General features: G+C 67.8%; 32 protein-coding genes. 3 read left to right on the top strand and 29 right to left on the bottom strand.

Annotated features, from left to right (window positions below; all coding sequences use genetic code 11):
• Positions 1-2: 2 nt before the first annotated feature.
• From ACFV0T_RS09900 to ACFV0T_RS09890, 3 genes are all read right to left on the bottom strand, one after another.
• The gene (locus ACFV0T_RS09900) at positions 3-1,160 is read right to left on the bottom strand and encodes a hypothetical protein (RefSeq protein WP_385776379.1); all 1,158 of its coding nucleotides are present in this window, start codon (positions 1,158-1,160) and stop codon (positions 3-5) included.
• 238 nt (positions 1,161-1,398) lie between these two features.
• The gene (gene glmS / locus ACFV0T_RS09895) at positions 1,399-3,246 is read right to left on the bottom strand and encodes a glutamine--fructose-6-phosphate transaminase (isomerizing) (protein WP_385776377.1); all 1,848 of its coding nucleotides are present in this window, start codon (positions 3,244-3,246) and stop codon (positions 1,399-1,401) included.
• A 100-nt stretch (positions 3,247-3,346) separates the two neighbouring features.
• Complete coding sequence (locus tag ACFV0T_RS09890; RefSeq protein ID WP_385776375.1) at positions 3,347-4,129, bottom strand: hypothetical protein; 783 nt, start codon at positions 4,127-4,129, stop codon at positions 3,347-3,349.
• A gap of 295 nt (positions 4,130-4,424) precedes the next feature.
• Here ACFV0T_RS09890 and coaA point away from each other — a divergent pair, with 295 nt between their 5' ends.
• Positions 4,425-5,393, top strand: coding sequence for a type I pantothenate kinase (gene coaA / locus ACFV0T_RS09885; RefSeq protein WP_385776666.1), 969 nt, complete (start codon positions 4,425-4,427; stop codon positions 5,391-5,393).
• 16 nt (positions 5,394-5,409) lie between these two features.
• Entirely contained in the window at positions 5,410-6,354 is a 945-nt protein-coding gene (locus ACFV0T_RS09880; protein ID WP_385776373.1) for a DUF389 domain-containing protein, read from the top strand.
• Here ACFV0T_RS09880 and glmM read toward each other — a convergent pair.
• From glmM to rplM, 3 genes are all read right to left on the bottom strand, one after another.
• The gene (gene glmM, locus ACFV0T_RS09875; RefSeq protein WP_385776371.1) at positions 6,351-7,709 is read right to left on the bottom strand and encodes a phosphoglucosamine mutase; all 1,359 of its coding nucleotides are present in this window, start codon (positions 7,707-7,709) and stop codon (positions 6,351-6,353) included. The two genes, ACFV0T_RS09880 and glmM, sit on opposite strands and share 4 nt — an antisense overlap.
• Before the next feature lie 219 nt (positions 7,710-7,928).
• The gene (gene rpsI, locus ACFV0T_RS09870; RefSeq protein ID WP_385776369.1) at positions 7,929-8,450 is read right to left on the bottom strand and encodes a 30S ribosomal protein S9; all 522 of its coding nucleotides are present in this window, start codon (positions 8,448-8,450) and stop codon (positions 7,929-7,931) included.
• Positions 8,451-8,492: 42 nt separating this feature from the next.
• Positions 8,493-8,936 (bottom strand): 50S ribosomal protein L13, encoded by a 444-nt coding sequence (rplM, locus tag ACFV0T_RS09865; protein WP_162468603.1) that lies wholly within the window; start codon positions 8,934-8,936, stop codon positions 8,493-8,495.
• 820 nt (positions 8,937-9,756) lie between these two features.
• Here rplM and ACFV0T_RS09860 point away from each other — a divergent pair.
• Positions 9,757-10,638, top strand: coding sequence for a hypothetical protein (locus tag ACFV0T_RS09860; RefSeq protein WP_385776367.1), 882 nt, complete (start codon positions 9,757-9,759; stop codon positions 10,636-10,638).
• A gap of 74 nt (positions 10,639-10,712) precedes the next feature.
• Here ACFV0T_RS09860 and truA read toward each other — a convergent pair whose 3' ends face one another.
• From truA to rplP, 23 genes are all read right to left on the bottom strand, one after another.
• Complete coding sequence (gene truA, locus ACFV0T_RS09855; protein ID WP_385776365.1) at positions 10,713-11,570, bottom strand: tRNA pseudouridine(38-40) synthase TruA; 858 nt, start codon at positions 11,568-11,570, stop codon at positions 10,713-10,715.
• 86 nt (positions 11,571-11,656) lie between these two features.
• Positions 11,657-12,157, bottom strand: coding sequence for a 50S ribosomal protein L17 (gene rplQ / locus ACFV0T_RS09850; RefSeq protein ID WP_385776363.1), 501 nt, complete (start codon positions 12,155-12,157; stop codon positions 11,657-11,659).
• Positions 12,158-12,338: 181 nt separating this feature from the next.
• Positions 12,339-13,361 carry a DNA-directed RNA polymerase subunit alpha gene (locus tag ACFV0T_RS09845; protein ID WP_053661878.1) on the bottom strand — a complete coding sequence of 341 codons (1,023 nt, stop codon included), beginning with the start codon at positions 13,359-13,361 and terminating at the stop codon, positions 12,339-12,341.
• A 150-nt stretch (positions 13,362-13,511) separates the two neighbouring features.
• Positions 13,512-13,916, bottom strand: a complete 405-nt coding sequence (gene rpsK / locus ACFV0T_RS09840) for a 30S ribosomal protein S11 (protein WP_003956432.1) — start codon at positions 13,914-13,916, stop codon at positions 13,512-13,514.
• A 64-nt stretch (positions 13,917-13,980) separates the two neighbouring features.
• Positions 13,981-14,361 (bottom strand): 30S ribosomal protein S13, encoded by a 381-nt coding sequence (gene rpsM, locus ACFV0T_RS09835; protein WP_030811707.1) that lies wholly within the window; start codon positions 14,359-14,361, stop codon positions 13,981-13,983.
• Positions 14,362-14,554: 193 nt separating this feature from the next.
• On the bottom strand, positions 14,555-14,668 hold the full coding sequence (gene rpmJ, locus ACFV0T_RS09830; protein WP_003998809.1) for a 50S ribosomal protein L36: 114 nt from the start codon (positions 14,666-14,668) through the stop codon (positions 14,555-14,557).
• A 58-nt stretch (positions 14,669-14,726) separates the two neighbouring features.
• Positions 14,727-14,948 (bottom strand): translation initiation factor IF-1, encoded by a 222-nt coding sequence (gene infA, locus ACFV0T_RS09825; protein ID WP_003948620.1) that lies wholly within the window; start codon positions 14,946-14,948, stop codon positions 14,727-14,729.
• 141 nt (positions 14,949-15,089) lie between these two features.
• Entirely contained in the window at positions 15,090-15,926 is an 837-nt protein-coding gene (gene map, locus ACFV0T_RS09820; protein ID WP_385776360.1) for a type I methionyl aminopeptidase, read from the bottom strand.
• 162 nt (positions 15,927-16,088) lie between these two features.
• Positions 16,089-16,751, bottom strand: coding sequence for an adenylate kinase (locus tag ACFV0T_RS09815; protein WP_385776358.1), 663 nt, complete (start codon positions 16,749-16,751; stop codon positions 16,089-16,091).
• The gene (gene secY, locus ACFV0T_RS09810) at positions 16,751-18,064 is read right to left on the bottom strand and encodes a preprotein translocase subunit SecY (protein WP_385776356.1); all 1,314 of its coding nucleotides are present in this window, start codon (positions 18,062-18,064) and stop codon (positions 16,751-16,753) included. Before secY ends, ACFV0T_RS09815 begins: the two co-directional genes overlap by 1 nt.
• A gap of 243 nt (positions 18,065-18,307) precedes the next feature.
• Positions 18,308-18,763, bottom strand: a complete 456-nt coding sequence (gene rplO / locus ACFV0T_RS09805; RefSeq protein ID WP_327184613.1) for a 50S ribosomal protein L15 — start codon at positions 18,761-18,763, stop codon at positions 18,308-18,310.
• A gap of 2 nt (positions 18,764-18,765) precedes the next feature.
• Positions 18,766-18,948, bottom strand: coding sequence for a 50S ribosomal protein L30 (gene rpmD / locus ACFV0T_RS09800; RefSeq protein ID WP_006140898.1), 183 nt, complete (start codon positions 18,946-18,948; stop codon positions 18,766-18,768).
• A complete protein-coding gene (gene rpsE, locus ACFV0T_RS09795; protein WP_020132624.1) occupies positions 18,948-19,553 on the bottom strand; it encodes a 30S ribosomal protein S5 in 606 nt (201 codons plus the stop codon). The genes rpmD and rpsE overlap by 1 nt, the downstream gene beginning before the upstream one ends.
• Positions 19,554-19,594: 41 nt before the next feature.
• Positions 19,595-19,978, bottom strand: a complete 384-nt coding sequence (rplR, locus tag ACFV0T_RS09790) for a 50S ribosomal protein L18 (protein ID WP_152888011.1) — start codon at positions 19,976-19,978, stop codon at positions 19,595-19,597.
• Positions 19,979-19,981: 3 nt separating this feature from the next.
• A complete protein-coding gene (gene rplF / locus ACFV0T_RS09785) occupies positions 19,982-20,521 on the bottom strand; it encodes a 50S ribosomal protein L6 (RefSeq protein WP_317444886.1) in 540 nt (179 codons plus the stop codon).
• A gap of 24 nt (positions 20,522-20,545) precedes the next feature.
• Positions 20,546-20,944 carry a 30S ribosomal protein S8 gene (gene rpsH / locus ACFV0T_RS09780; RefSeq protein WP_007384075.1) on the bottom strand — a complete coding sequence of 133 codons (399 nt, stop codon included), beginning with the start codon at positions 20,942-20,944 and terminating at the stop codon, positions 20,546-20,548.
• Positions 20,945-21,157: 213 nt separating this feature from the next.
• The gene (locus tag ACFV0T_RS09775; RefSeq protein ID WP_003948630.1) at positions 21,158-21,343 is read right to left on the bottom strand and encodes a type Z 30S ribosomal protein S14; all 186 of its coding nucleotides are present in this window, start codon (positions 21,341-21,343) and stop codon (positions 21,158-21,160) included.
• 5 nt (positions 21,344-21,348) lie between these two features.
• Positions 21,349-21,906 carry a 50S ribosomal protein L5 gene (gene rplE / locus ACFV0T_RS09770; protein ID WP_189311919.1) on the bottom strand — a complete coding sequence of 186 codons (558 nt, stop codon included), beginning with the start codon at positions 21,904-21,906 and terminating at the stop codon, positions 21,349-21,351.
• Complete coding sequence (gene rplX, locus ACFV0T_RS09765; protein WP_033272457.1) at positions 21,906-22,229, bottom strand: 50S ribosomal protein L24; 324 nt, start codon at positions 22,227-22,229, stop codon at positions 21,906-21,908. Before rplX ends, rplE begins: the two co-directional genes overlap by 1 nt.
• Positions 22,230-22,231: 2 nt before the next feature.
• Positions 22,232-22,600, bottom strand: a complete 369-nt coding sequence (gene rplN / locus ACFV0T_RS09760) for a 50S ribosomal protein L14 (RefSeq protein ID WP_003998823.1) — start codon at positions 22,598-22,600, stop codon at positions 22,232-22,234.
• A 101-nt stretch (positions 22,601-22,701) separates the two neighbouring features.
• Positions 22,702-22,986 (bottom strand): 30S ribosomal protein S17, encoded by a 285-nt coding sequence (gene rpsQ, locus ACFV0T_RS09755; protein ID WP_385776350.1) that lies wholly within the window; start codon positions 22,984-22,986, stop codon positions 22,702-22,704.
• Positions 22,986-23,210, bottom strand: a complete 225-nt coding sequence (rpmC, locus tag ACFV0T_RS09750) for a 50S ribosomal protein L29 (protein WP_003998824.1) — start codon at positions 23,208-23,210, stop codon at positions 22,986-22,988. Before rpmC ends, rpsQ begins: the two co-directional genes overlap by 1 nt.
• Complete coding sequence (gene rplP, locus ACFV0T_RS09745; protein WP_006140905.1) at positions 23,210-23,629, bottom strand: 50S ribosomal protein L16; 420 nt, start codon at positions 23,627-23,629, stop codon at positions 23,210-23,212. Before rplP ends, rpmC begins: the two co-directional genes overlap by 1 nt.

The raw sequence follows: 23,629 nt of genomic DNA, 5'->3' as shown, positions 1-23,629 counted from the left end.
GGTCAGGTGCGGGACGCCGTCCCGCACTCCCCCGTCCGCTCCTTCTCGAGGTCCCGGCTGCGGTCGTACGGGTCGATCGTCGGCCCGGTCGGGGACGCGCCCGCGGGGACACCGGCGGTACGGAACTCGGGGTGCAGATAGCCGTCGTAGACGTCGCAGGCGGAGTTGCCGAACTCCTCGGTGTAGAACGTGACGGAGACTTTTCCAGGGGTGACCCGGTACTTGGCCGGGTCGGACAGTTCGAGGTCGAGCACCCGGCGCACGATGGTCCGGGCCACCTCGGTGCTGCTGTTGTCGGCGCGGGTGAGCGGATAGACGAAGGTGTAGTCGGCGTGCACGGCGACGGAGCCGTGCTCGCCGGCCTTGAACGTGACACGCCCGCGGTCCTTGACCACATCGCCGACCAGCCGCACCTCGTCGGGATCGAACCGGCTGAACATGAGCAGCGGGTCGTGCTTCCGGTCCGGCTTGCGGAGCGAGGTGTTCAGCAGATCGATCAGTTCGGTCTGCTGGGGTTCGATCACGCCGAGCGCGGCGGTGGGCCGCTTTCCGCGCAGCGTGGCCGCGTCGAGGTTCGCGTCCACCAGCAGCGTCCTGGTCTGCCGCAACGCCTGTGCCACCTGCGCCTTGGAGAACGACCCGACGGCCTTCGCCTCCGGCAGCACGATCCCCTTGACGCCGTCGGACCAGGCGGCCGCCGGGGAACCGGCGAACGGCCGGTCCAGCGTCGGCACATCGGGGTCCACCGACTCCGGCGCGGCGGTCGGGGCCGCGGTCTCCACCGGCAACGGCGAGGCGGCGACGGGCTCCCGCGTGGTGTGGAAGGGATCACCGGGAATCAACGAGGGCCGCACCGCCACCACGGCCAAGGCGATGGCCACGGGCACGCCCAGGATCGCCCACAACCGCCGCCGCCGAGCCGCCCGCCCGTCCATCTCCCTCCACGCGGGCCCGGTCCGCCACCCCTCGGGCACCCCGCCCTGCGCCTCTTCCCGCCGCAGCCGCTCGGTGACCATACGGGCCCGAGCCGAGGGCTCCTTGGGCGCGGAGCCAGGTATCCCGCTCTCGCTGTCCCGCAGGAACTTCGCCCACTCCTCGTCGGATATGGAACCCGAACCGGCATCGCCGGAACGGGACTCCTCGGACGGTCTCTCGGCCATGGCAGACAGCACTTTCTCTCGTTCGGTCGCGGGGGGGCAGGCAGAGCGTATGACAGCCCGTCCGGCTTCATACGCGGCCCCCACCTCGCACCACACGAACGTTCCCCGGTTCCCGAACCTGGACAACGGCGGCCGGCCCCACTCATCGGCACACGCCCGTACCAGAACCGGGCCGGCCGTCCTCCGCTTCCCGACCGGGGCCTTCACCCTGTTCGTGGAAGCCCTGGAAGGCGGCGGCTCACTCGACCGTCACCGACTTCGCCAGGTTGCGCGGCTGATCCACCTCGTTGCCCCGCGCCGTGGCCAGCTCGCACGCGAAGACCTGCAACGGCACCGTGGCCACCAGTGGTTGGAGCAAGGTCGGGGTGACCGGGATGCGGATCAGGTGGTCGGCGTACGGGACCACCGCCTCGTCCCCCTCCTCCGCGATCACGATCGTGCGCGCGCCCCGGGCCCGGATCTCCTGGATGTTGGACACGATCTTGTCGTGGAGGACGGACCGGCCGCGCGGCGACGGCGCGACGACGACCACCGGCAGGTCCTCCTCGATCAGCGCGATCGGCCCGTGCTTCAGCTCGCCGGCCGCGAAGCCCTCGGCGTGCATGTACGCCAACTCCTTGAGCTTCAAAGCGCCTTCGAGAGCGACCGGGTATCCCACGTGCCGCCCCAGGAAGAGCACGGTCTTCTTGTCGGCCAGCGTGCGCGCGAGTTCCCGTACCGGCTGCATGGTCTCCAGGACCCGCTCGACCTCGGCGGGCATCTTCGCCAGGTCGCGGACGACGGCCCGGATCTCGTCGGCCCACTTGGTGCCGCGTACCTGGCCCAGGTACAGGGCGACGAGGTAGCAGGCGACGAGCTGGGTGAGGAACGCCTTGGTGGAGGCGACCGCGACTTCGGGACCGGCGTGCGTGTACAGCACGGCGTCGGACTCCCGGGGGATCGTCGAGCCGTTGGTGTTGCAGATGGCGAGGACCTTGGAGCCCTGCTCACGAGCGTGCCGGAGGGCCATCAGGGTGTCCATGGTCTCGCCGGACTGGGAGATGGCGATGACCAGGGAGCGGGAGTCGAGGATCGGATCGCGGTAGCGGAACTCGCTCGCGAGTTCCACCTCGCACGGGATGCGGGTCCAGTGCTCGATGGCGTACTTGGCGATCATCCCGGCGTGGAAGGCCGTACCGCAGGCGACGACGACGACCTTGTCGATCTCCCGCAGCACCCTCGGGGGGATCCGCACCTCGTCGAGGGTCAGCGAGCCGGCCGCGTCGATACGGCCCAGCAGGGTGTCGGCGACCGCCTTGGGCTGCTCGGCGATCTCCTTGAGCATGAAGTAGTCGTAGCCGCCCTTCTCCGCGGCGGACGCGTCCCAGTCGACGTGGTACGAGTGCACCTCGGCCGGCAGGCCGTCGAAGCCGGTCACCGTCACGCCGTCCCGGCGCAGTTCGACGACCTGGTCCTGACCGAGTTCGATCGCCGCGCGGGTGTGGGCGATGAAGGCGGCGACGTCCGAGGCGAGAAAGGCCTCGCCCTCGCCGACGCCGACGACGAGCGGGGAGTTCCGCCGCGCCCCGACGACGACGTCGGGCTCGTCCGCGTGCACGGCGACGAGGGTGAACGCGCCCTCGAGACGGCGGCACACCAGTCGCATCGCCTGCGCGAGGTCGGCGCAGGAGGAGAACTCCTCGGCGAGCAGATGGGCGACGACCTCGGTGTCCGTCTCGGAGGCCAGGTCGTGCCCGCGCTCGGCCAACTCGGCGCGCAGGGCGGCGAAGTTCTCGATGATCCCGTTGTGGACGACCGCGACGCGCCCCGCGTTGTCGAGATGCGGATGCGCGTTGGCGTCCGTGGGGCCGCCGTGCGTGGCCCAGCGCGTGTGTCCGATGCCCGTCGCCCCGGTCGGCAACGGCCGCTCGGACAGCTCCTTCTCCAGGTTGACCAGCTTCCCGGCCCGCTTGGCCGCGGCCAGGCCGCCGTCCGCCAGCACGGCGACGCCCGCCGAGTCGTACCCCCTGTACTCCAGTCGCTTCAGTCCGGCCATCACGACATCGAGCGCCGGCCGCGACCCCACGTATCCCACGATTCCGCACATGCCCGGCAGCCTAAGCGCCGAGGGCCGCCGAAAAGAGCCGAAGCGTGCCCGAAATCGGAAATTCACACCGGGGCACGAAGGCCCCGGTGCTGAGTCGACGTCAGCCGAGCTTGCCGAGCTGGGCGTCGACGATCTCCGTGGGGAAGTCGAAGTCCTTGCCGGAGGCGGCCGCGGCGATGTTGATGGCGGGGAGGTAGGCGAGGGTGGCGCCCTTGCGGACGACGACTCCCTTGACCGGCGCCTTCATGCCCTCGTCGGCCTCGAAGGTGGTGGTGAGGGCGATCGCCTCGTCGGCGCCCTTGGGCGCGTCGGTCGTGACGACCTTCAGGTTCTTGGTCGTGTCGCCGGCCACCGTGAAGCTGAAGCCGCCGGCGCACTTCGTCGCGGCCGCGTTCAGGTCCTTCATCGCCTGCTCGGCGCCGCCGTCCTCGTAGGAGGCCAGCGTCACCAGGACCGAGGGGGCGTCCACACCGGCGAGGAACTTCTCCTCGTCGGTCGCGCCCGCGGCGGGCTTCTTCGGGTCACCCTTCCACTCACGCGTCGCGGTGGCCGCGGGCTTGCCCACGTAGGAGCCGATCTGGAGGTAGGCGAGCGGGGCGCACGCCGCGTCGTCGGCCTTCACCTTGTCCTGCGTGACCAGGTCCGCCGCCGGCACCTTCTCGGTGACCTTGCCGCTCTTGACGTCCGCCTGGGTCAGCGCGGCCTTCTCCAACTCGGCGGCGGTGAGCGCCTTGGCGGCCGGGGCGGAGGACGCGGTCGCGCCACCCTTGTCCTCACCACCGCTCTTGTCGGCCTTGTCGTCTCCGCCGCACGCGGTGGCGAACAGAGCGAGGGTGGCCACGGAAGCGGCGAGGGCGGTACGGCGAACGGCGGTGGATCTCAAGGCGGCAGCTCTTTCTCTCTGTCTCCTGTGCACAACCTGTGCACACCCATCAGGCACGCTACGCGGAAGATCAACCCCACGAACACGAGAGGATCACTCGACATCCGATCGTGACGCCGACGTGATGGGGACACGCCCGAAACCTGGAATCGAACGGGGCCCGCGTCCTTCCACAGCAGGCGGGGGGGGGTGAACGACCGCAAGCCGTGACGACAGCCGCGCAGCGTGACGCACCCCACCCCCCACCCCGTTCAAACTCCGTTAACAATGGACTGTGATCTCTCCGGTCTCCTCGATGCCCCGGAGCGCCCACCGGCACAGGCCGGAGGCGACTCCCTACGTCGACCTCACCCGCTCCGAGTGGAGCGCGCTGCGTGAGAAGACGCCGCTGCCCCTCACCGCCGAGGAGGTCGAGAAGCTGCGCGGTCTGGGCGATGTCATCGACCTCGACGAGGTGCGTGACATCTACCTCCCGCTGTCGCGGCTGCTCAACCTGTACATCGGCGCCACCGACGGGCTCAGAGGGGCACTCAACACCTTCCTGGGCGAACAGGGCTCCCAGTCCGGCACCCCGTTCGTCATAGGGGTCGCGGGCTCGGTCGCCGTCGGCAAGTCCACGGTCGCCCGGCTCCTCCAGGCGCTGCTCTCCCGCTGGCCAGAACACCCCCGCGTCGAACTGGTGACCACGGACGGTTTCCTGCTGCCCACCAGGGAGCTGGAGGCCCGTGGCCTGATGTCGCGGAAGGGGTTCCCCGAGTCCTACGACCGCCGTGCCCTGACCCGTTTCGTCGCCGACATCAAGGCCGGCAAGGACGAGGTGACGGCCCCCGTCTACTCGCACCTCATCTACGACATCGTCCCCGACCAGCGGCTCACGGTCCGCCGCCCGGACATCCTGATCGTCGAGGGCCTGAACGTCCTGCAGCCCGCCCTGCCCGGCAGCGACGGCCGCACCCGGGTCGGCCTCGCCGACTACTTCGACTTCAGCGTGTACGTCGACGCCCGCGCCGAGGACATCGAGCGCTGGTACCTCAACCGGTTCAAGAAACTGCGCGCGACCGCCTTCCAGGACCCGTCCTCGTACTTCCGCAAGTACACCCAGGTCTCCGAGGAGGAGGCCCTCGACTACGCCCGCACCACCTGGCGGACCATCAACAAGCCCAACCTCGTGGAGAACGTGGCCCCCACCCGCGGCCGCGCGACCCTGATCGTGCGCAAGGGAGCGGACCACAAGGTGCAACGGCTGAGCCTGCGCAAACTCTGACGACTACCCTGCCCCCATGCTGCATCTGCGCCTGATCACACCGTCCGGCCAGACCGACGACGTGGTCCGGCTGATCGAGAAGACGGTCGGCACCACCCACCTCGTGGTGCTGCCGGGGGCCGCCCGCAATCCCGCGGGGGACGTGGTGATGTGCGACGTGGCCCGCGAGGCGGGGGACGAACTGCTCAGCGGGCTTCAGGAGTTGGGCCTGGACCGGACCGGTTCCATCGCCGTCGAGAACATCGAACTGTCGCTGTCGAAACGCGCCGACAAGGCCGAGGCCGAGGCACCCGGCGAGGGCGCGGACGCGGTGCTGTGGGAGCACCTGACCGAGGAGACGCACGAGGAGTCGACGCTGTCGGTCACCTACCTCGCCTTCATCACGATCGCCACCATGATCGCGGCCTGCGGTGTGGTGCTGGACAACGCGATCCTGATCGTGGGCGCGATGGCCGTGGGCCCGGAGTTCGGGCCGCTCGCGGGGGTGTGCACCTCGATCGTGCAGCGTGCTCCGAGGCTGGCGCTGCGGTCGCTGATCGCCCTGTTGGCGGGCTTCGCGGTGGCGATGGCGGTGACGGTGGGCTTCAGTCTCCTCATGGACGGCGTCGGCCTGTTCACCAAGGGACAGCTGGAGGGCGACCGGCCCCAGACCGGCTTCGTCTACGCCCCCGACTGGTTCTCCTTCGTCGTGGCGATCCTCGCCGGAGCCGCCGGCACCCTCTCCCTGACGTCCGCCAAGTCGGGCGCCCTGGTCGGCGTGGCGATCTCCGTGACGACGGTGCCCGCGGCGGCCAACGCCGCACTCGCTCTGAGCTTCGGCGACACCCGGCAGACCGTCGGCTCCACCGAGCAGTTGCTGCTGAACCTGCTCGGCATCATCTTGGCGGGCACCCTGACGCTGCTGGCCCAGAAGTGGTTCTGGGCCAGGCAACGCAAGGGGTTCGCCCAGGAACCGGCCTAGCCCAGCGCCGACTTCACCGCGTCGGCCAGCCGTCCGGCCACCGACCGCGCCTGGTCGATGTCCGCCGCCTCGACCATCACGCGCACCAACGGCTCGGTGCCGGACGGGCGCAGCAACACCCGCCCCGTGGAGCCGAGTTCGCGCTCCGCCTCGGTCACCGCCGCGGCGAGCTCCGCGGACGTCCCGACCCGGCTCCTGTCCACGTCCGGAACGTTGACGAGCACCTGCGGCAGCCGCTCCATCACCGAGGCGAGATCCCGCAGCGAACGCCCGGTCTCCGCGACCCGGGCGGCCAGCATCAGCCCGGTGAGCGTGCCGTCGCCGGTCGTCGCGTGGTCGAGGATGATCACGTGCCCGGACTGCTCGCCGCCGAGGGCGTAGCCGTGCTCCTTCATCTCCTCCAGGACGTAGCGGTCGCCGACCGCGGTCTGGATGAGCTTGAGCCCCTCGCGCTCCAGCGCCAGCTTGAAGCCCAGGTTGGACATCACGGTCGCGACGACGGTGTCGGAGCGCAGTGCGGAACGCTCCCGCATCGCCAGCGCGATCACGGCCAGGATCTGGTCGCCGTCGACCTCGGCGCCGGTGTGGTCCACGGCGAGGCAGCGGTCGGCGTCGCCGTCGTGCGCGACACCGAAGTCGGCGCCGTGCGCGAGGACGGCTTCCTTCAGCGGGCCCAGGTGGGTGGAGCCGCAGCCGTCGTTGATGTTGAGCCCGTCCGGCTCGGCACCGATGGTGATCACTTCGGCACCGGCCCGCGCGAACGCCTCGGGCGAGACCCGGGCGGCGGCACCGTGCGCCTCGTCCAGGACGATCTTCAGGCCGTCCAGCCGGTTCGGGAGTACGGCCACGAGGTGGGCGACGTACTTGTCGAACCCTTCGTCGTACGACCGCACCCGGCCGACACCCGCACCCGTCGGCCGCTCCCAGGGAGCGCCGGTGCGGTGCTCCTCGTAGACGGACTCGATGCGGTCCTCCAGCTCGTCGGCGAGCTTGTGGCCGCCGCGGGCGAAGAACTTGATGCCGTTGTCGGGCATGGCGTTGTGGCTGGCGGACAGCATCACGCCGAGGTCGGCACCGAGCGAGCCCGTGAGGTACGCCACGGCCGGGGTCGGCAGCACGCCGACACGCAGCACGTCCACGCCCGCGCTCGCGAGACCCGCGACCACCGCGGCCTCCAGGAACTCCCCGGACGCGCGTGGGTCACGTCCGACGACAGCTGTCGGCCGGTGGCCGGCGAACGTACCCGCCTCGGCCAGTACGTGTGCCGCCGCGACGGACAGACCGAGCGCCAGCTCGGCTGTCAGATCCGCGTTGGCGACACCGCGCACACCGTCCGTGCCGAAGAGTCGTCCCACGTGTCCTCCTGAGGAAGCATCAATCACGGAAGCCGTGTGCCGGTGCGGCCCACGCACGGGACTTCCGCGTCCCAGACATTCGATGCCTGAACATCCGATAACACAAGCTGTTGAGCGTCTTGTGCCGTTATACGCCCGAAGGCTGTGATAAACGAACGCCCCGGCGGCACTGTGGCGTGCCGCCGGGGCGTTCGGAGTACGTGCAGAGGCAGCTGGTGATTAGCGCTTGCTGTACTGCGGGGCCTTACGGGCCTTCTTCAGACCGGCCTTCTTGCGCTCGACCGCACGGTCGTCGCGCTTGAGGAAGCCGGCCTTCTTGAGGGCGCCGCGGTTGTTGTCCACGTCCGCCTCGTTCAGGGCGCGGGCCACGCCGAGGCGCAGGGCGCCGGCCTGACCGGAGACACCGCCACCCGCGATGCGGGCGATGACGTCGTAGCGACCCTCGAGCTCGAGCACCTTGAAGGGCTCGTTGACTTCCTGCTGGTGCACCTTGTTCGGGAAGTAGTCCTCGAGGGTGCGACCGTTGATCTTCCACTTGCCGGTGCCCGGGACGATCCGGACGCGGGCGATGGCGTTCTTGCGACGGCCCAGGCCGGCGGCCGGCTGCGGGTCGCCGAAGCGGGACGCCATCGACTCCGAGGTGTACTCGCCCTCGACGGGGACCTCGGACTCGGTGGTGTAGCTGTCAATGTCGACAAGCTCGGTCTCTTCGACCGGCTGCTCAACGGTGGTCTCGGCCACGATTCTCCTCAGATTTCTTTTCGTCTTAGGGGGTGGCCGGAACTACTGCGCGACCTGGGTGATCTCGAACGGCACCGGCTGCTGGGCAGCGTGCGGGTGCTGGTCGCCCGAGTAGACCTTCAGCTTCGAGAGCATCTGACGGCCCAGGGTGTTCTTGGGAAGCATGCCCTTGACGGCCTTCTCGACGGCCTTCTCGGGGTTCTTGGCGAGCAGCTCGTCGTAGCGGACGGAGCGCAGACCGCCCGGGTAACCCGAGTGGCGGTACGCCATCTTCTGGGTCCGCTTGTTGCCGGAGAGGTGCACCTTGTCGGCGTTGATGATGACGACGAAGTCACCGGTGTCGACGTGCGGGGCGTAGATCGGCTTGTGCTTGCCGCGCAGGAGGCTGGCGGCAGTGGTGGCGAGACGACCCAGGACGATGTCCTGAGCGTCGATGACGTGCCACTGGCGCGTCACATCGCCGGGCTTGGGGCTGTACGTACGCACGGTTCGTAGCCTTCGCTTCTTCAGTGAATGGTCCTGACAGGTCACCGAAGACGATCACGACAGCCCAGACCGCACTGCGGTGACGCAAACCGCGTGCTGGTCGCTGGTCATCGGCCCGGTGGACCGGTGTAAGGGCCCGTCCCGTGAGAATGAGCAAGCCAATACACAACGAAGAATCAGAGTACCCGGGCTTCCATGGGCGGGTCAAAACGAGGGCGCGCACGCACCTCGCGCGCCCCCTCGGTGAGCCCCTCCCGGGCCCCCGTGCGCCGCCCGTCACCCGGCCGCCGCCGTATCGCACACGGGCCGCGCGCCGGTCCGGCGCTCCGCTCCGGCGCACCGATGTGACATCGGGCACCTCGACCGGGTCGTACCAGCTCACAGGGGTCAACCGCGCCGTCGCGACGCCGCGGACGCCTCGCCGGGCGCCCTACGGGCGACCCCTCACCTACAGCTTCGCACGCACCCTTCCGGCACGCTCGCCCGCCACGGAGGACGAAGGTGACGCCGACATCGCCGTCACACGGCGGCACGTCCCCGCACGTCCCCGCACGTCCCCCGCACGTCCTCGCACGTCCCGCGCTTCCCCGCGCCTGCCGGACGTCCCGAACAGCCGCACAGCCGGACAGCCGCACATGTAAGTACATGCCACATGACCGTCCGTAGCGTCGCCGGCATCCGCGCAGGTCCGGCCCTTCCGCCCTTGGCGCGGACCACTCCGACATGTCGCCTATAACCCTCCTTATATCCCGAACGCCCGTGGCTCCAGGGCTCGTTGAGGCGGAACCGCATACCCCGTGTCCCGTCTAAGATGCGCCCCATGAGCTATGGGCAGGGGGGACCCCAGTCCCAGTGGGATCCCTGGAAACCGAATTCGCAGCAGCCGTGGACCCCCGGCAGCGACGGGCACTCCCCGGACTGGGCGGCACTCGCCGAGGCGTCGGAGTCACGCAACAAGCGGCGGCGGGTCCTCTTCATCGTCGGCGGTGTGCTGGCCACGGTCGGCATCGGCACGGCCGTCGCCATGGGCGTGGTCTCGGCGAACGGCGACTCGGAGGCGTCGAACCAACCGGCCTCCCAGCTGCCGGCGACCGCGGACATACCGAGCGGCGGCGGCTCGACGCCGTCGTTCGCCCCGACGACCGCCCCGCCCCCGCTGGATCCGAAGGACTTCATCGCCAGCGCCAAGAAGGACACGGCACCGCTCGGCCCGGACATCCTCTTCCCGGGCACACAGCTGACCATGAACCAGACCGTGTACAAGAAGAGCGCCACGGCGGACGCCAAGAGCTGCGCCGCGGCCGCCCAGGGCACGCTGCCGAAGATCCTCACGGCCAACGGCTGCACCCGGTTGATGCGCGTCACCTATACCAAGGACGACGTCGCGGTGACGGTCGGCGTGGCCGTCTTCGACACCGAGGCGCAGGCCACCAAGGCCAAGGGCCAGGCGGACAGCAAGAGCATCATCAAGGCGCTGTCCGGCAAGGGCGTCAAGGCCTTCTGCAGCGGCGCCGTCTGCCGTTCCACGACGAACGCCTACGGCCGCTACGCCTACTTCACCATCAGCGGCTTCCCCGCCGGGAAGGACGTCACCACGAAGGACACCAAGGTGTTCAGCGCGGGTGACGACCTCGCCCAGTTCGCGTTCCAGCAGATCCGCAGGCGCGGCGAGGCCCAGGCGTCGGCCGCGGCCAACGGGTGACGCCCCGCTAGAGCGGGGACACCCGCCGAGGCGGGGGCACCCACCGAGGCGGGCTCAGGCCCGGAGCCGCCGGCTCAGCAGCACCCGGCTCCGGGCAGCGAGCGCTTGTTGCGCGCCTCCTTGTTACGGGCGGCGAGCAGTTCGTCGGCCGGATAGCCGACCTCCTCCAGCGTCAGCCCGTGCGGCCGTACGACGTGCACGGCCGAGTCCCGTACGCCCGCGGCCAGCACCTTGCCCGGCCAGTCCGGCGTCCGGTGCCCGTCCCCCACGAACAGCAGCGCCCCGATGAGCGAGCGCACCATGTTGTGGCAGAAGGCGTCGGCGCGGACGGTGGCGGCGATGATCCCGTCGGCGTCACGCTCCAGGCTCAGTTCCTGGAGCGTGCGGATCGTGGTGGCCCCCTCCCGCTTCTTGCAGTAGGCGGCGAAGTCGTGCTCCCCCAGCAGGGCCCGGGCGGCCTCGTTCATGGCGTCGACGTCGAGGGGCCAGTCGTGCCACAGGACATGACCCCGCAGCAGCGGGTCCACACCGCCGGGGTTGTCGGTGACGCGGTAGGCGTACCGTCGCCAGATCGCCGAGAAACGCGCGTTGAAGCCGGCCGGGGCCTCGGTGAGGGACCACACCCGCACGTCCTTCGACAGCCGCCCGGCGAGCCGCTTCAGCAGCTTCTCCCGGTGCTCGGCCCACAGCTCCCCGGGCAGGTCCACGTGGGCCACCTGTCCGCGCGCGTGCACACCGGCGTCGGTGCGTCCGGCCACCGTCAGCTCGTACGTCGTGTCCTTCGACCGGGTCACGGTCCGCAGCGCGTCCTCGATCTCCCCCTGCACGGTCCGCTTCCCGCCGGCCTGTTTGGCCCAGCCGTGGAAGTCGCTGCCGTCGTAGGACAGATCGAGGCGGATACGGACGTGTCCGGGCTGTGCTTCGTCACTCACCTCTAGATCCTCTCAGGGCGGATCCGCCCGAAGAAACGCGAAAGCGGGCCCGCCCCGAAGGGCGGACCCGCTCAGCAGGCAGAGCCTCAGGCGTCCTTGGACTCCTCGGACGCCGCCGCGTCCTCGACGACCTCGTCGGCCTTGGTCTCCTCGACCTTGGTCTCCTCGGCCTCCTTGACGGCGCGCTTGGTCGCCGCCTCGGCCTCACCGGTGGCCTGCTGGGCCACGGTCAGGGCCTCCACCAGCTCGATGACAGCCATGGGCGCGTTGTCGCCACGGCGGTTACCGATCTTGGTGATACGGGTGTAGCCACCCGGGCGGTTCTCGTAGCGCGGGCCGATCTCGGTGAAGAGCGTGTGCACGACGCTCTTGTCCGTGATCACCTGGAGCACCTGACGGCGGTTGTGAAGGTCGCCCTTCTTCGCCTTGGTGACCAGACGCTCCGCGTAGGGACGCAGGCGGCGGGCCTTGGCCTCGGTGGTGGTGATGCGGCCGTGCTCGAAGAGCGACTTCGCGAGGTTCGCGAGAAGCAGCTTCTCGTGCGCGGCGCTGCCGCCCAGACGGGCACCCTTGGTGGGCTTCGGCATGGTGTTTCTCCTAGGTGTCTGCCCCGGCCGTATCAGGTACCGAGGTCAGTGTCCGAGCGGGCGATCGCCCGTCGGAGATCCAGAAGCCCCCGGAGGGGCATCTGGAAGGGGCGCGGGGAACCGCGTGACCAGCCACAGCCGGCCCGCAGACGCAGTACCGCCTCCCCGCGGAGCGATCAGATCAGTACTGCTCGGTCTCCACGAACCCGGCGTCCGCGTCGTCGTCGGCGCCGAAGGCGTCGGCGGCGGCGGTCGGGTCGAATCCGGGCGGGCTGTCCTTGAGGGCCAGGCCCATGCCGGCCAGCTTCGCCTTGACCTCGTCGATGGACTTCGCACCGAAGTTGCGGATGTCCAGGAGGTCGGCCTCGGAGCGGGCGACGAGCTCACCCACGGAGTGGATGCCCTCACGCTTGAGGCAGTTGTACGACCGAACGGTGAGCTCCAGCTCCTCGATCGGCAGCGCCAGATCAGCGGCCAGGGCGGCGTCCGTGGGCGAGGGGCCCATGTCGATGCCCTCGGCGTCGATGTTGAGCTCGCGGGCCAGACCGAACAGCTCGACCAGGGTCTTACCGGCCGACGCCATGGCGTCACGGGGACGCATGGCCTGCTTGGTCTCGACGTCGACGATCAGCTTGTCGAAGTCGGTGCGCTGCTCGACACGCGTCGCCTCGACCTTGTACGTGACCTTGAGAACCGGCGAGTAGATCGAGTCGACCGGGATACGGCCGATCTCCTGGCCCACCTGCTTGTTCTGCACGGCGGAGACGTAACCACGGCCACGCTCGACCGTGAGCTCCATCTCCAGCTTGCCCTTGCCGTTGAGCGTGGCGAGGACGAGGTCGGGGTTGTGTACCTCGACACCGGCCGGGGGCGCGATGTCGGCGGCGGTGACCAGACCCGGGCCCTGCTTGCGCAGGTACATCACGACCGGCTCGTCGTGCTCCGAGGAGACGACCAGCTGCTTGATGTTGAGGATCAGGTCGGTCACGTCCTCCTTGACGCCCGGCACGGTGGTGAACTCGTGCAGGACACCGTCGACGCGGATGCTGGTGACAGCGGCGCCGGGGATGGACGACAGGAGGGTGCGGCGGAGGGAGTTGCCGAGGGTGTAGCCGAAGCCCGGCTCCAGCGGCTCGATCACGAACCGGGAGCGGAACTCGTCGACGACCTCTTCGGTCAACGAGGGACGCTGAGCAATCAGCATGTTGCGTTCCTTCAGTCAGGGGCACCCACTATTTGATGCCCTGAGTCACCGGGCGGTGGCCCGATGGTGCTACGTGCAAGGGTACGGGCGATACGGCCCTTTTACGGAGCCGTACCGCCCGGAAACCTCAGACCGACAAGCGGCCGTGCGTCAGACGCGACGGCGCTTCGGCGGACGGCAGCCGTTGTGCGGGGTGGGGGTGACGTCCTGGATGGAGCCGACCTCGAGGCCCGTGGCCTGGAGGGAGCGGATCGCGGTCTCGCGACCGGAGCCCGGGCCCTTCACGAAGACGTCGACCTTGCGCATGCCGTGCTCCTGCGCGCGACGCGCGGCCGACTCGGCGGCCATCTGCGCGGCGAACGGGGTCGACTTGCGCGAGCCCTTGAAGCCGACGTGGCCGGCGGAGGCCCAGGAGATCACGTTGCCCGAGGGGTCCGTGATCGAGACGATCGTGTTGTTGAACGTGCTCTTGATGTGAGCGTGCCCGTGAGCGACGTTCTTCTTTTCCTTGCGGCGCACCTTCTTGGCAGCGCCCTGACGACCCTTGGGGGGCATCTATATCTCCTACGGGAGGTGGTCGGTCCTACAGCGAAGACCGTGGACAGAGGTCCGCTGCGGACTACTTCTTGCCCGGCTTCTTCTTGCCGGCGATGGCGCGACGCGGGCCCTTGCGGGTGCGAGCGTTGGTGCTGGTGCGCTGACCGCGGACGGGCAGACCGCGGCGGTGCCGCAGACCCTGGTAGCAGCCGATCTCGACCTTGCGGCGGATGTCGGCCTGGATCTCGCGACGGAGGTCACCCTCGGTCTTGATGTTGTTGTCGACGTACTCGCGGATCGCGACGAGCTGCTCCTCGGAGAGGTCGCGAACGCGGGTGTTCGGGTCGACGCCGGTCGCTGCCAGCGTCTCCTGCGAGAGGGTCCGGCCGATGCCGAACACGTAGGTGAGGGCGACCTCCACGCGCTTTTCGCGCGGGATGTCAACACCGGAAACGCGTGCCATTCAATGGCTCCAGTTGAATCTTCGGAGGTCTTCCGCAGAACCGATTCCCAGTCGCCGTACTAGGTACGAACTGGGTCCCCGGCCTCCGAGCCGGGGGTGTCAGACCTGATGTACTCAGGCCTGGGTGCTGCGTATGAACATATTCAGCTTGCGTCGCGCGAATTTCTGCGAAATGCAGAGGTGCGGTCCTGCGTCAGCCCTGGCGCTGCTTGTGGCGCGGGTTCTCGCAGATGACCATGACCCGGCCGTGACGGCGGATCACCCTGCACTTGTCGCAGATCTTCTTGACGCTCGGCTTGACCTTCATTGGTGAGGTTCTCCGGGTCAGTGCCATCGCCACGGGAGGCCCGGGGCGCGGGCAAGATCTACTTGTAGCGGTAGACGATCCGGCCACGCGTCAGGTCGTACGGAGACAACTCCACCACGACCCGGTCGTCAGGGAGGATACGGATGTAGTGCATACGCATCTTGCCGCTGATGTGTGCCAGGACCTGGTGGCCGTTCTGGAGCTCGACCTTGAACATGGCGTTCGGAAGAGACTCGACGACAGTGCCCTCGATCTCGATGGCACCTTGCTTCTTGGCCACGCTTCGCCCTTCGAATCGACTACCTTGATCGACTCCGTACGAGCGCATGCAGGCATGCGGGTGCACGAGAGCCGACGAGTCAGTCTACGTCAGCGCACCCGGAAACACGAATCGAGGAAGTTTGCCCCATGTGCAAGATCATCATGCCAGCGGGTCCGGCGCGGCCGTGACACCGTGCTCCGCCAGCTTCGCCCGGCCGCCGTCCGGTGCCGTCAGGACCAGCGGACCCGCCTCCGTCAGGGCGACGGAGTGCTCCCAGTGCGAGGACCAGGTGCCGTCGGTGGTGATGACCGTCCAGTCGTCCTCGAGGACCTCGGTCCTCGGGGTGCCGAGGGAGACCATCGGCTCGATGGCGAGGCAGAAGCCCGGGATCAGCTTGGCGCCCTTGCCGCGGCGGCGGTCGACGTAGTTCAGCAGGTGCGGGTCCATGTGCATCTCGGTGCCGATGCCGTGGCCGCCGTAGTCCTCGATGATCCCGTACCGGCCGCCGCCGGGCTTCGGCTGGCGGCGGATGTACGTCTCGATGGCGCGGGAGACGTCGACGAGACGGTTTCCCTGCTTCATCGCCGCGATACCGGCCCACATCGACTCCTCGGTCACCCGGGAGAGCTCGATCAGCTCCGGTGCGTGACCGGAGCCCACGAAGGCGGTGTAGGCGGCGTCGCCGTGCCAGCCGTCGACGATCGCGCCGCAGTCGATGGAGATGATGTCGCCGTCCTTGAGGACGACGTCCTCGGAGGGGATGCCGTGGACCACGACGTCGTTCGCGGAGGTGCAGATCGTCGCGGGGAAACCGCCGTAGCCGAGGAAGTTCGACTTCGCGCCGTGCTCAGCGAGCACCTTGCGCGCCACCTCGTCCAGGTCCTTGGTCGTCGCCCCCGGCACGGCCGCCTCCCGCGTCGCCGCGTGGATGGCGGCGACGACCAGGCCCGCCGCACGCATCTTGGCGATCTGCTCGGGGGTCTTGATCTGCAGCATGGGGTCTACGGCCTTTCTGTCCTCCGGACCGGAGGGACTGCGGATGGGCTACGGCCTGCGGACTGCCGGACACCTCAACGATACGTGGGAGCACACGCGCCCCCCACACAGCAGCCGCGGTCCCCTCCCAAGGGAACCGCGGCTACGGCGACGTACGGACGGCTAGTTGTCGCCGTCCTCGCGCTTGAGTGCTTCGAGCGATCGCTTCGTGACCTCGTCCACCGGACCCAGCGCCGAGATCGTGACGACCAGGCCCTGCGTCTTGTAGTAGTCGATGATCGGCTCGGTCTGCGTGTGGTAGACCTCGAGCCGCTTGCGCACGGTGCCCTCGGAGTCGTCGTCCCGCTGGTACAGCTCGCCGCCGCAGACGTCACAGACGCCTTCCTTGGCGGCCGGCTTGTACGTCACGTGGAAGACGTGCGAGGAGTCGTTGCGGCAGATGCGCCGGCCGGCGATCCGCTTGACGACCTCCTCCTCGGGGGCCTCCAGGTCCAGTACCGCGTCCAGCGTGATGCCCTCGCCTGTGAGGAGCTCGTCCAGCGCCTCGGCCTGCGAGACATTGCGCGGGAAACCGTCGAGCAGGAAGCCGTTCTCGGCGTCCGGCTGCTCCATGCGGTCCTTGGCCATCGCGATGGTGACCTCGTCGGGGACGAGGTTGCCGGCGTCCATGTAGGACTTCGCGAGCTTCCCGAGCTCCGTCTGCTGGCTGATGTTGGCGCGGAACAGGTCGCCCGTGGAGATGTGGGGGACGCGCAGCTTCTCGGCCAGCCGAGTGGCCTGCGTTCCCTTACCGGCACCCGGCGGCCCGACGAGGACGATTCGCATCAGCGGAGGAACCCTTCGTAATTGCGCTGCTGGAGCTGGCTCTCGATCTGCTTCACCGTCTCGAGACCCACACCCACGATGATGAGGATGCTGGTCCCACCGAACGGGAAGTTCTGGCTTGCCCCGAAGCCGACCAACGCCATCGTCGGTACAAGAGCGATCAGTCCCAGATACAGCGAACCCGGCCAGGTGATCCGGTTGAGTACGTAGCTCAGGTACTCAGCGGTCGGTCGGCCAGCCCGGATGCCCGGGATGAAGCCACCATACTTCTTCATGTTGTCGGCGACTTCCTCGGGGTTGAAGGAGATCGCCACGTAGAAGAACGCGAAGAAAACGATGAGCAAGAAGTACATGGTGATGTAAATCGGGTGGTCACCCTTGACCAGGTTCTGCTGGATCCAGGTCTTCCAGGCGGAATCACCACCGGAGAACTGCGCGACGAGTGCCGGGATGTACAGCAGCGACGAGGCGAAGATGACGGGGATCACACCCGCCTGGTTCACCTTCAGCGGGATGTACGTCGACGTCCCGCCGTAGGAACGGCGACCGATCATGCGCTTCGCGTACTGCACGGGGATACGGCGCTGGGCCTGCTCGACGAAGACCACCAGGGCGACCATGACCAGGCCGACCAGGATGACGGTGCTGAACTCGATCCAGCCGTCGGCCAGCGTGCCCGACGTCTTGATGGCCCACAGCGCGGACGGGAAGGTCGCGGCGATCGAGATGAACATGAGGATCGACATGCCGTTGCCGATACCACGGTCGGTGATCAGCTCGCCCAGCCACATGACGACGGCCGTACCGGCCGTCATGCAGATGACCATCGTGATGGTGGTGAAGATCGCGCGGTCCGGGACGATGCTCGAGGCGACCGTGCAGCCGGAGAACAGGGCGCCGCTGCGAGCGGTGGCCACCAGGCCGGTGCCCTGGAGGATGGCGAGCGCCACCGTCAGGTAGCGGGTGTACTGCGTGATCTTCGCTGTGCCGGCCTGGCCCTCCTTCTTGAGGGCTTCCAGACGCGGGATCACCACGGTCAGCAGCTGGAGGATGATGCTCGCCGTGATGTACGGCATGATCCCGAGCGCGAAGATCGTGATCTGGAGCAGCGCGCCGCCGCTGAACATGTTGACCAGACCGAAGAGGCCCTGGTTGCCGGACGCCTCGTCCACGCACTGCTGAACGGACTTGTAGTTGACGCCCGGGATCGGGATGTGGGTACCGACCCGGTAGACCACAATGATCGCGAGCGTGAAGAGCAGCTTCTTGCGCAGGTCGGGCGTCCTGAACGCCCGGGCGAACGCGGTGAGCACGGTGCCTCCTGCGACCCCCGCGCAACTGCGTCAAGGGTGACGGTCTTGAGAATCCAATGGGGATGACGACTTGAGAACGGTCAACTGCCGCTCAGGGTGCCCCATACGAAGCACCCAGGAAAGTGGGCAGTGCAGGCCACCTTACCGGCGAGACCGCCCCCCTTGGAACGACCAACCGGGGATACCCCATTTGTGGGGTATCCCCGGTCGGGATCGTTCAAGTCATCGAGACGCCTGAGTGGCTCAGACGAGCTCGGTGACGGTACCGCCGGCGGCGGTGATCTTCTCCTTGGCGGAGCCGGAGACGGCGTCGACCGTCACCTGCAGCGCCACCGAGATCTCGCCCTGGCCGAGGACCTTGACGAGGCTGTTCTTGCGAACGGCACCCTTGGCCACCAGACCCTCGACGGTGACTTCGCCACCCTCGGGGTAGAGCGCGGCCAGCTTGTCGAGGTTCACGACCTGGAACTCGGTCTTGAACGGGTTCTTGAAGCCCTTCAGCTTCGGAAGACGCATGTGGAGGGGCATCTGGCCACCCTCGAAGCGCTCCGGAACCTGGTAGCGGGCCTTCGTGCCCTTGGTACCACGACCAGCCGTCTTACCCTTCGACGCCTCACCACGACCCACACGGGTCTTGGCGGTCTTGGCGCCCGGGGCGGGACGGAGGTTGTGGATCTTGAGCGGGTTGCTCTCCGCCATGATCAGTCGACCTCCTCGACCGACACGAGGTGGCGGACGGTGTGCACCATTCCGCGGAACTCGGGGCGGTCCTCCTTGACGACCTGCGTGTTGATGCCCTTGAGACCAAGGGAACGCAGGGTGTCACGGTGGTTCTGCTTGCTGCCGATGTACGACTTCACCTGCGTGATCTTGAGCTGCGCCATTACGCACCAGCCCCGGCACGCGCACGGAGAAGAGCCGCGGGAGCGACGTCCTCGAGGGGCAGACCGCGGCGGGCCGCGATCTCCTCGGGACGCTGCAGGCCCTTCAGGGCCTCCACGGTCGCGTGCACGATGTTGATCGCGTTGGACGAGCCGAGCGACTTCGACAGGATGTCGTGCACGCCCGCGCACTCGAGCACGGCACGCACCGGGCCACCGGCGATGACGCCGGTACCGGGAGAAGCAGGCTTGAGCAGGACGACGCCCGCGGCCTTCTCGCCCGTGATCGGGTGCGGGATGGTGCCCTGGATACGGGGGACCTTGAAGAAGTGCTTCTTGGCCTCCTCAACACCCTTGGCGATGGCGGCCGGCACCTCCTTGGCCTTGCCGTAACCGACACCCACGGTGCCGTCACCGTCGCCCACCACGACCAGCGCGGTGAAGCTGAAGCGACGACCACCCTTCACAACCTTGGCGACGCGGTTGATCGCGACGACACGCTCAACGTAAGCGGTCTTCTCGGCGGCAGCTGCGCCGCCGTCACGGCCCTTCCGGTCCCGCCGCTCGCCGCCACCGGCACCGCTTCCACGGCGCTGGGGTCCAGCCATTGGAATTACCTCTCTCTGTTTCCGCTAGCTACGGAACCGGCTCAGAACTTCAGGCCGGCTTCGCGGGCGGCGTCCGCCAGGGCGGCGATGCGCCCGGCGTACTGGTTGCCACCACGGTCGAATACGACAGCCTCGACGCCCGCGGCCTTCGCACGTTCGGCGACAAGCGCGCCGACCTGCTTGGCCTGGGCCGACTTGTCACCCTCGCCACCGCGGATCGAGGTGTCCAGGGTGGACGCCGACGCAAGGGTGTGCCCCTTGAGGTCGTCGATCACCTGGGCCACGATGTGGCGGTTGGAACGGGTAACGACCAGGCGGGGACGCTCGGCCGTACCACCGATCCGCTTGCGGATCCGGATGTGACGGCGCTTGATCGCGGCGCGCTTGTAGGCGTCGCCCTTCAGGATCTTCTGTCCGTATGCCATGGCTTACTTACCCGCCTTTCCGACCTTGCGGCGGATGACTTCGCCCTCGTACTTGACGCCCTTGGCCTTGTACGGGTCGGGCTTGCGCAGCTTGCGGATGTTGGCCGCAACCTCGCCGACCTTCTGCTTGTCGATGCCCTCGACCTGGAAGCGGGTCGGGGTCTCCACCTTGAAGGTGATGCCCTCGGGCGCCTCGACGGTGATCGGGTGGCTGTAGCCGAGCGCGAACTCGAGGTTCGAACCCTTGGCCGTAACGCGGTAACCGACACCGCTGATCTCGAGCTTCTTCACGTAACCCTGGGTCACGCCGGTGATCATGTTCGCCACCAGCGTGCGGGACAGGCCGTGCAGGGCCTTGTTCTGACGCTCGTCGTTCGGGCGGGTGACGTTCAGAACGCCGTCCTCACCCTTGACGATGTCGATCGGCGCGACAACGGTGTGGGTCAGCGAGCCCTTGGGGCCCTTGACCGAGACCGTGCGGCCATCGATGGTGACGTCCACGCCGGCGGGAACCGTGATGGGGAGCTTGCCAATACGCGACATAGCTGTTTCCTCCGTTCCCTTCCGCTACCAGACGTAGGCGAGGACTTCCCCACCCACGCCCTTCTTGCCGGCCTGCTTGTCGGTGAGGAGACCGTGCGACGTGGAGATGATCGCCACGCCGAGGCCGCCGAGCACCTTCGGCAGGTTGGTGGACTTCGCGTAAACCCGGAGACCGGGCTTGGAAATCCGCTTGATGCCCGCGATGGAGCGCTCACGGTTGGGGCCGAACTTCAGCTCCAGGACGAGGTTCTTGCCGACTTCGGCGTCCTCGACCTTCCAGCCCGTGATGAAGCCCTCCTGCTGGAGGATCTCCGCGATGTGAGACTTGATCTTCGATGCCGGCATCGTCACGGAGTCGTGGTATGCCGAGTTCGCGTTCCGCAGACGCGTAAGCATGTCTGCGATCGGATCAGTCATGGTCATGAATTGGCCTTCGGCCTCTCTCGCCGGGGTTTCCTGGTGCGCCATCCCTCTCCCCGATCCGGGACGGGACGGGTGCGGCGCGGTGGACCTACGGCGTAGTAAGTCGTACGGGCGGCAGTCAGGCGCCCAACCCTCCAAGCCTAAGCCATGGAGAGGTGGGCACCTGACACGCCCAGTGCTTACCGAGAGCCCTTGGAATCCCTAAGTAGGGGATTACCAGGAGCTCTTGGTCACGCCCGGCAGCTCGCCACGGTGAGCCATCTCACGAAGGCACACGCGGCACAGGCCGAACTTGCGGTACACGGAGTGGGGACGGCCGCAGCGCTGGCAGCGCGTGTAGCCACGCACGCCGAACTTGGGCTTGCGAGCAGCCTTCGCGATCAGAGCCTTCTTCGCCATCTCGCTCACGCCTCCTTGAAGGGGAAGCCGAGGTGACGAAGGAGCGCGCGGCCCTCAGCGTCGTTGGTCGCCGTGGTGACCACGGTGATGTCCATACCCCGGACGCGGTCGATCTTGTCCTGGTCGATCTCGTGGAACATGACCTGCTCCGTGAGACCGAAGGTGTAGTTGCCACGGCCGTCGAACTGCTTGGGGGACAGGCCGCGGAAGTCGCGGATGCGCGGGAGCGCGAGCGACAGGGTGCGGTCCAGGAACTCCCACATGCGGTCGCCACGGAGCGTGACGTGGGCACCGATCGGCTGACCCTCACGCAGCTTGAACTGCGCGATGGACTTGCGGGCCTTGGTGATGGCCGGCTTCTGACCGGTGATCGTGGTCAGGTCACGGACGGCACCGTCCATGAGCTTCGAGTCACGGGCGGCGTCGCCGACACCCATGTTGACCACGATCTTGACGAGGCCGGGGATCTGCATGACGTTCTCGTACTTGAACTCGTCACGCAGCTTGCCCGCGATCTCCTCGCGGTACTTCTGCTTCAGACGCGGGGTGGTGGTGGTAGCCATCAGATGTCCTCACCCGTCCGCTTGGCAACGCGGATCTTGTTGCCCTCGTCGTCGAAGCGGTAACCGACACGCGTGACGACCTTGTTGCCGTCCTTCTCCACGACCAGCTGAACGTTGGAAACGTGGATCGGGGCCTCGGTGGTCACGATGCCGCCGGCCTGGGAACCGCTGGCGGTCGGGCCGGCCTTCGTGTGCTTCTTGACCCGGTTGACACCCTCGACCAGGACACGGTCCTCGCGGGGGAAGGCCGCGATGACCTTGCCCTGCTTGCCCTTGTCCTTACCGGTGATGACCTGGACCAGGTCGCCCTTCTTGATCTTCATGCTTACAGCACCTCCGGCGCGAGCGAGATGATCTTCATGAACTTCTTCTCGCGCAGCTCACGGCCGACGGGGCCGAAGATACGGGTGCCGCGAGGGTCGCCGTCGTTCTTCAGAATGACGGCGGCGTTCTCGTCGAAGCGGATGTACGAGCCGTCCGGACGGCGGCGCTCCTTGACGGTGCGAACGATGACGGCCTTGACGACGTCACCCTTCTTCACGTTGCCGCCGGGGATCGCGTCCTTGACGGTGGCGACGATGACGTCACCGATGCCCGCGTAGCGGCGACCGGAGCCACCGAGCACACGGATGCAAAGGATCTCCTTCGCACCAGTGTTGTCGGCGACACGCAGTCGCGACTCCTGCTGGATCACGTCTATCTCCTGGTTGTCTGCCGGTTCCCGGGGCGGTGCGCACGACGGCGACCCGCCCCGAGCCTGGCGGAACGATGCCTAGGGGGTCCCCCTAGGAGGGATTACTTGGCCTTCTCGAGGATCTCGACGATGCGCCAGCGCTTCGTCGCAGACAGCGGCCGGGTCTCCGCGAGGAGGACACGGTCGCCGACGCCGGCGGCGTTCTGCTCGTCGTGGGCCTTGAGCTTGTTCGTACGGCGGATGACCTTGCCGTACAGCGCGTGCTTCACGCGGTCCTCGACGGCGACGACGACGGTCTTGTCCATCTTGTCGCTGACGACCAGACCCTCACGGGTCTTGCGGAAACCACGCTGCTCGTTGGTCTCAGTCACGTTGCTCTCGCTCATCAGGCGCTCTCCACCGTCTCGATGCCCAGCTCGCGCTCACGCATCAGGGTGTAGATCCGCGCGATGTCCTTACGGACGGCCTTCAGCCGACCGTGGTTCTCGAGCTGACCCGTCGCCGCCTGGAAGCGGAGGTTGAACAGCTCTTCCTTGGCTTCGCGAAGCTTCGCCAGAAGCTCCTCGTCACCCAGTTCGCGCAGCTCGGACGCCTTGGTACCGGCCGACATCACGCTTCACCTGCCTCGCGCTTGACGATCCGGCACTTCATCGGCAGCTTGTGGGCTGCGCGAGTGAGGGCCTCACGGGCGATCTTCTCGTTGGGGTAGGACAGCTCGAACATGACCCGGCCCGGGTGCACGTTCGCGATCCACCATTCCGGAGAACCCTTACCGGAACCCATGCGGGTCTCGGCAGGCTTCTTCGTCAGCGGGCGGTCCGGGTAGATGTTGATCCAGACCTTGCCGCCACGCTTGATGTGGCGGGTCATCGCGATACGGGCCGCCTCGATCTGGCGGTTGGTCACGTACGCCGGCGTGAGGGCCTGAATGCCGTACTCGCCGAACGAGACCGTCGTACCGCCCTTGGCCTGACCACGGCGCTTCGGGTGGTGCTGCTTGCGGTGCTTGACCCTACGGGGGATCAGCAT

Source organism: Streptomyces sp. NPDC059582 (genome assembly GCF_042735715.1).
Lineage (GTDB): Bacteria > Actinomycetota > Actinomycetes > Streptomycetales > Streptomycetaceae > Streptomyces.
The sequence above is the reverse complement of the archived record's forward strand: the minus strand, read 5'-3'. Positions and strand labels throughout refer to the sequence as shown.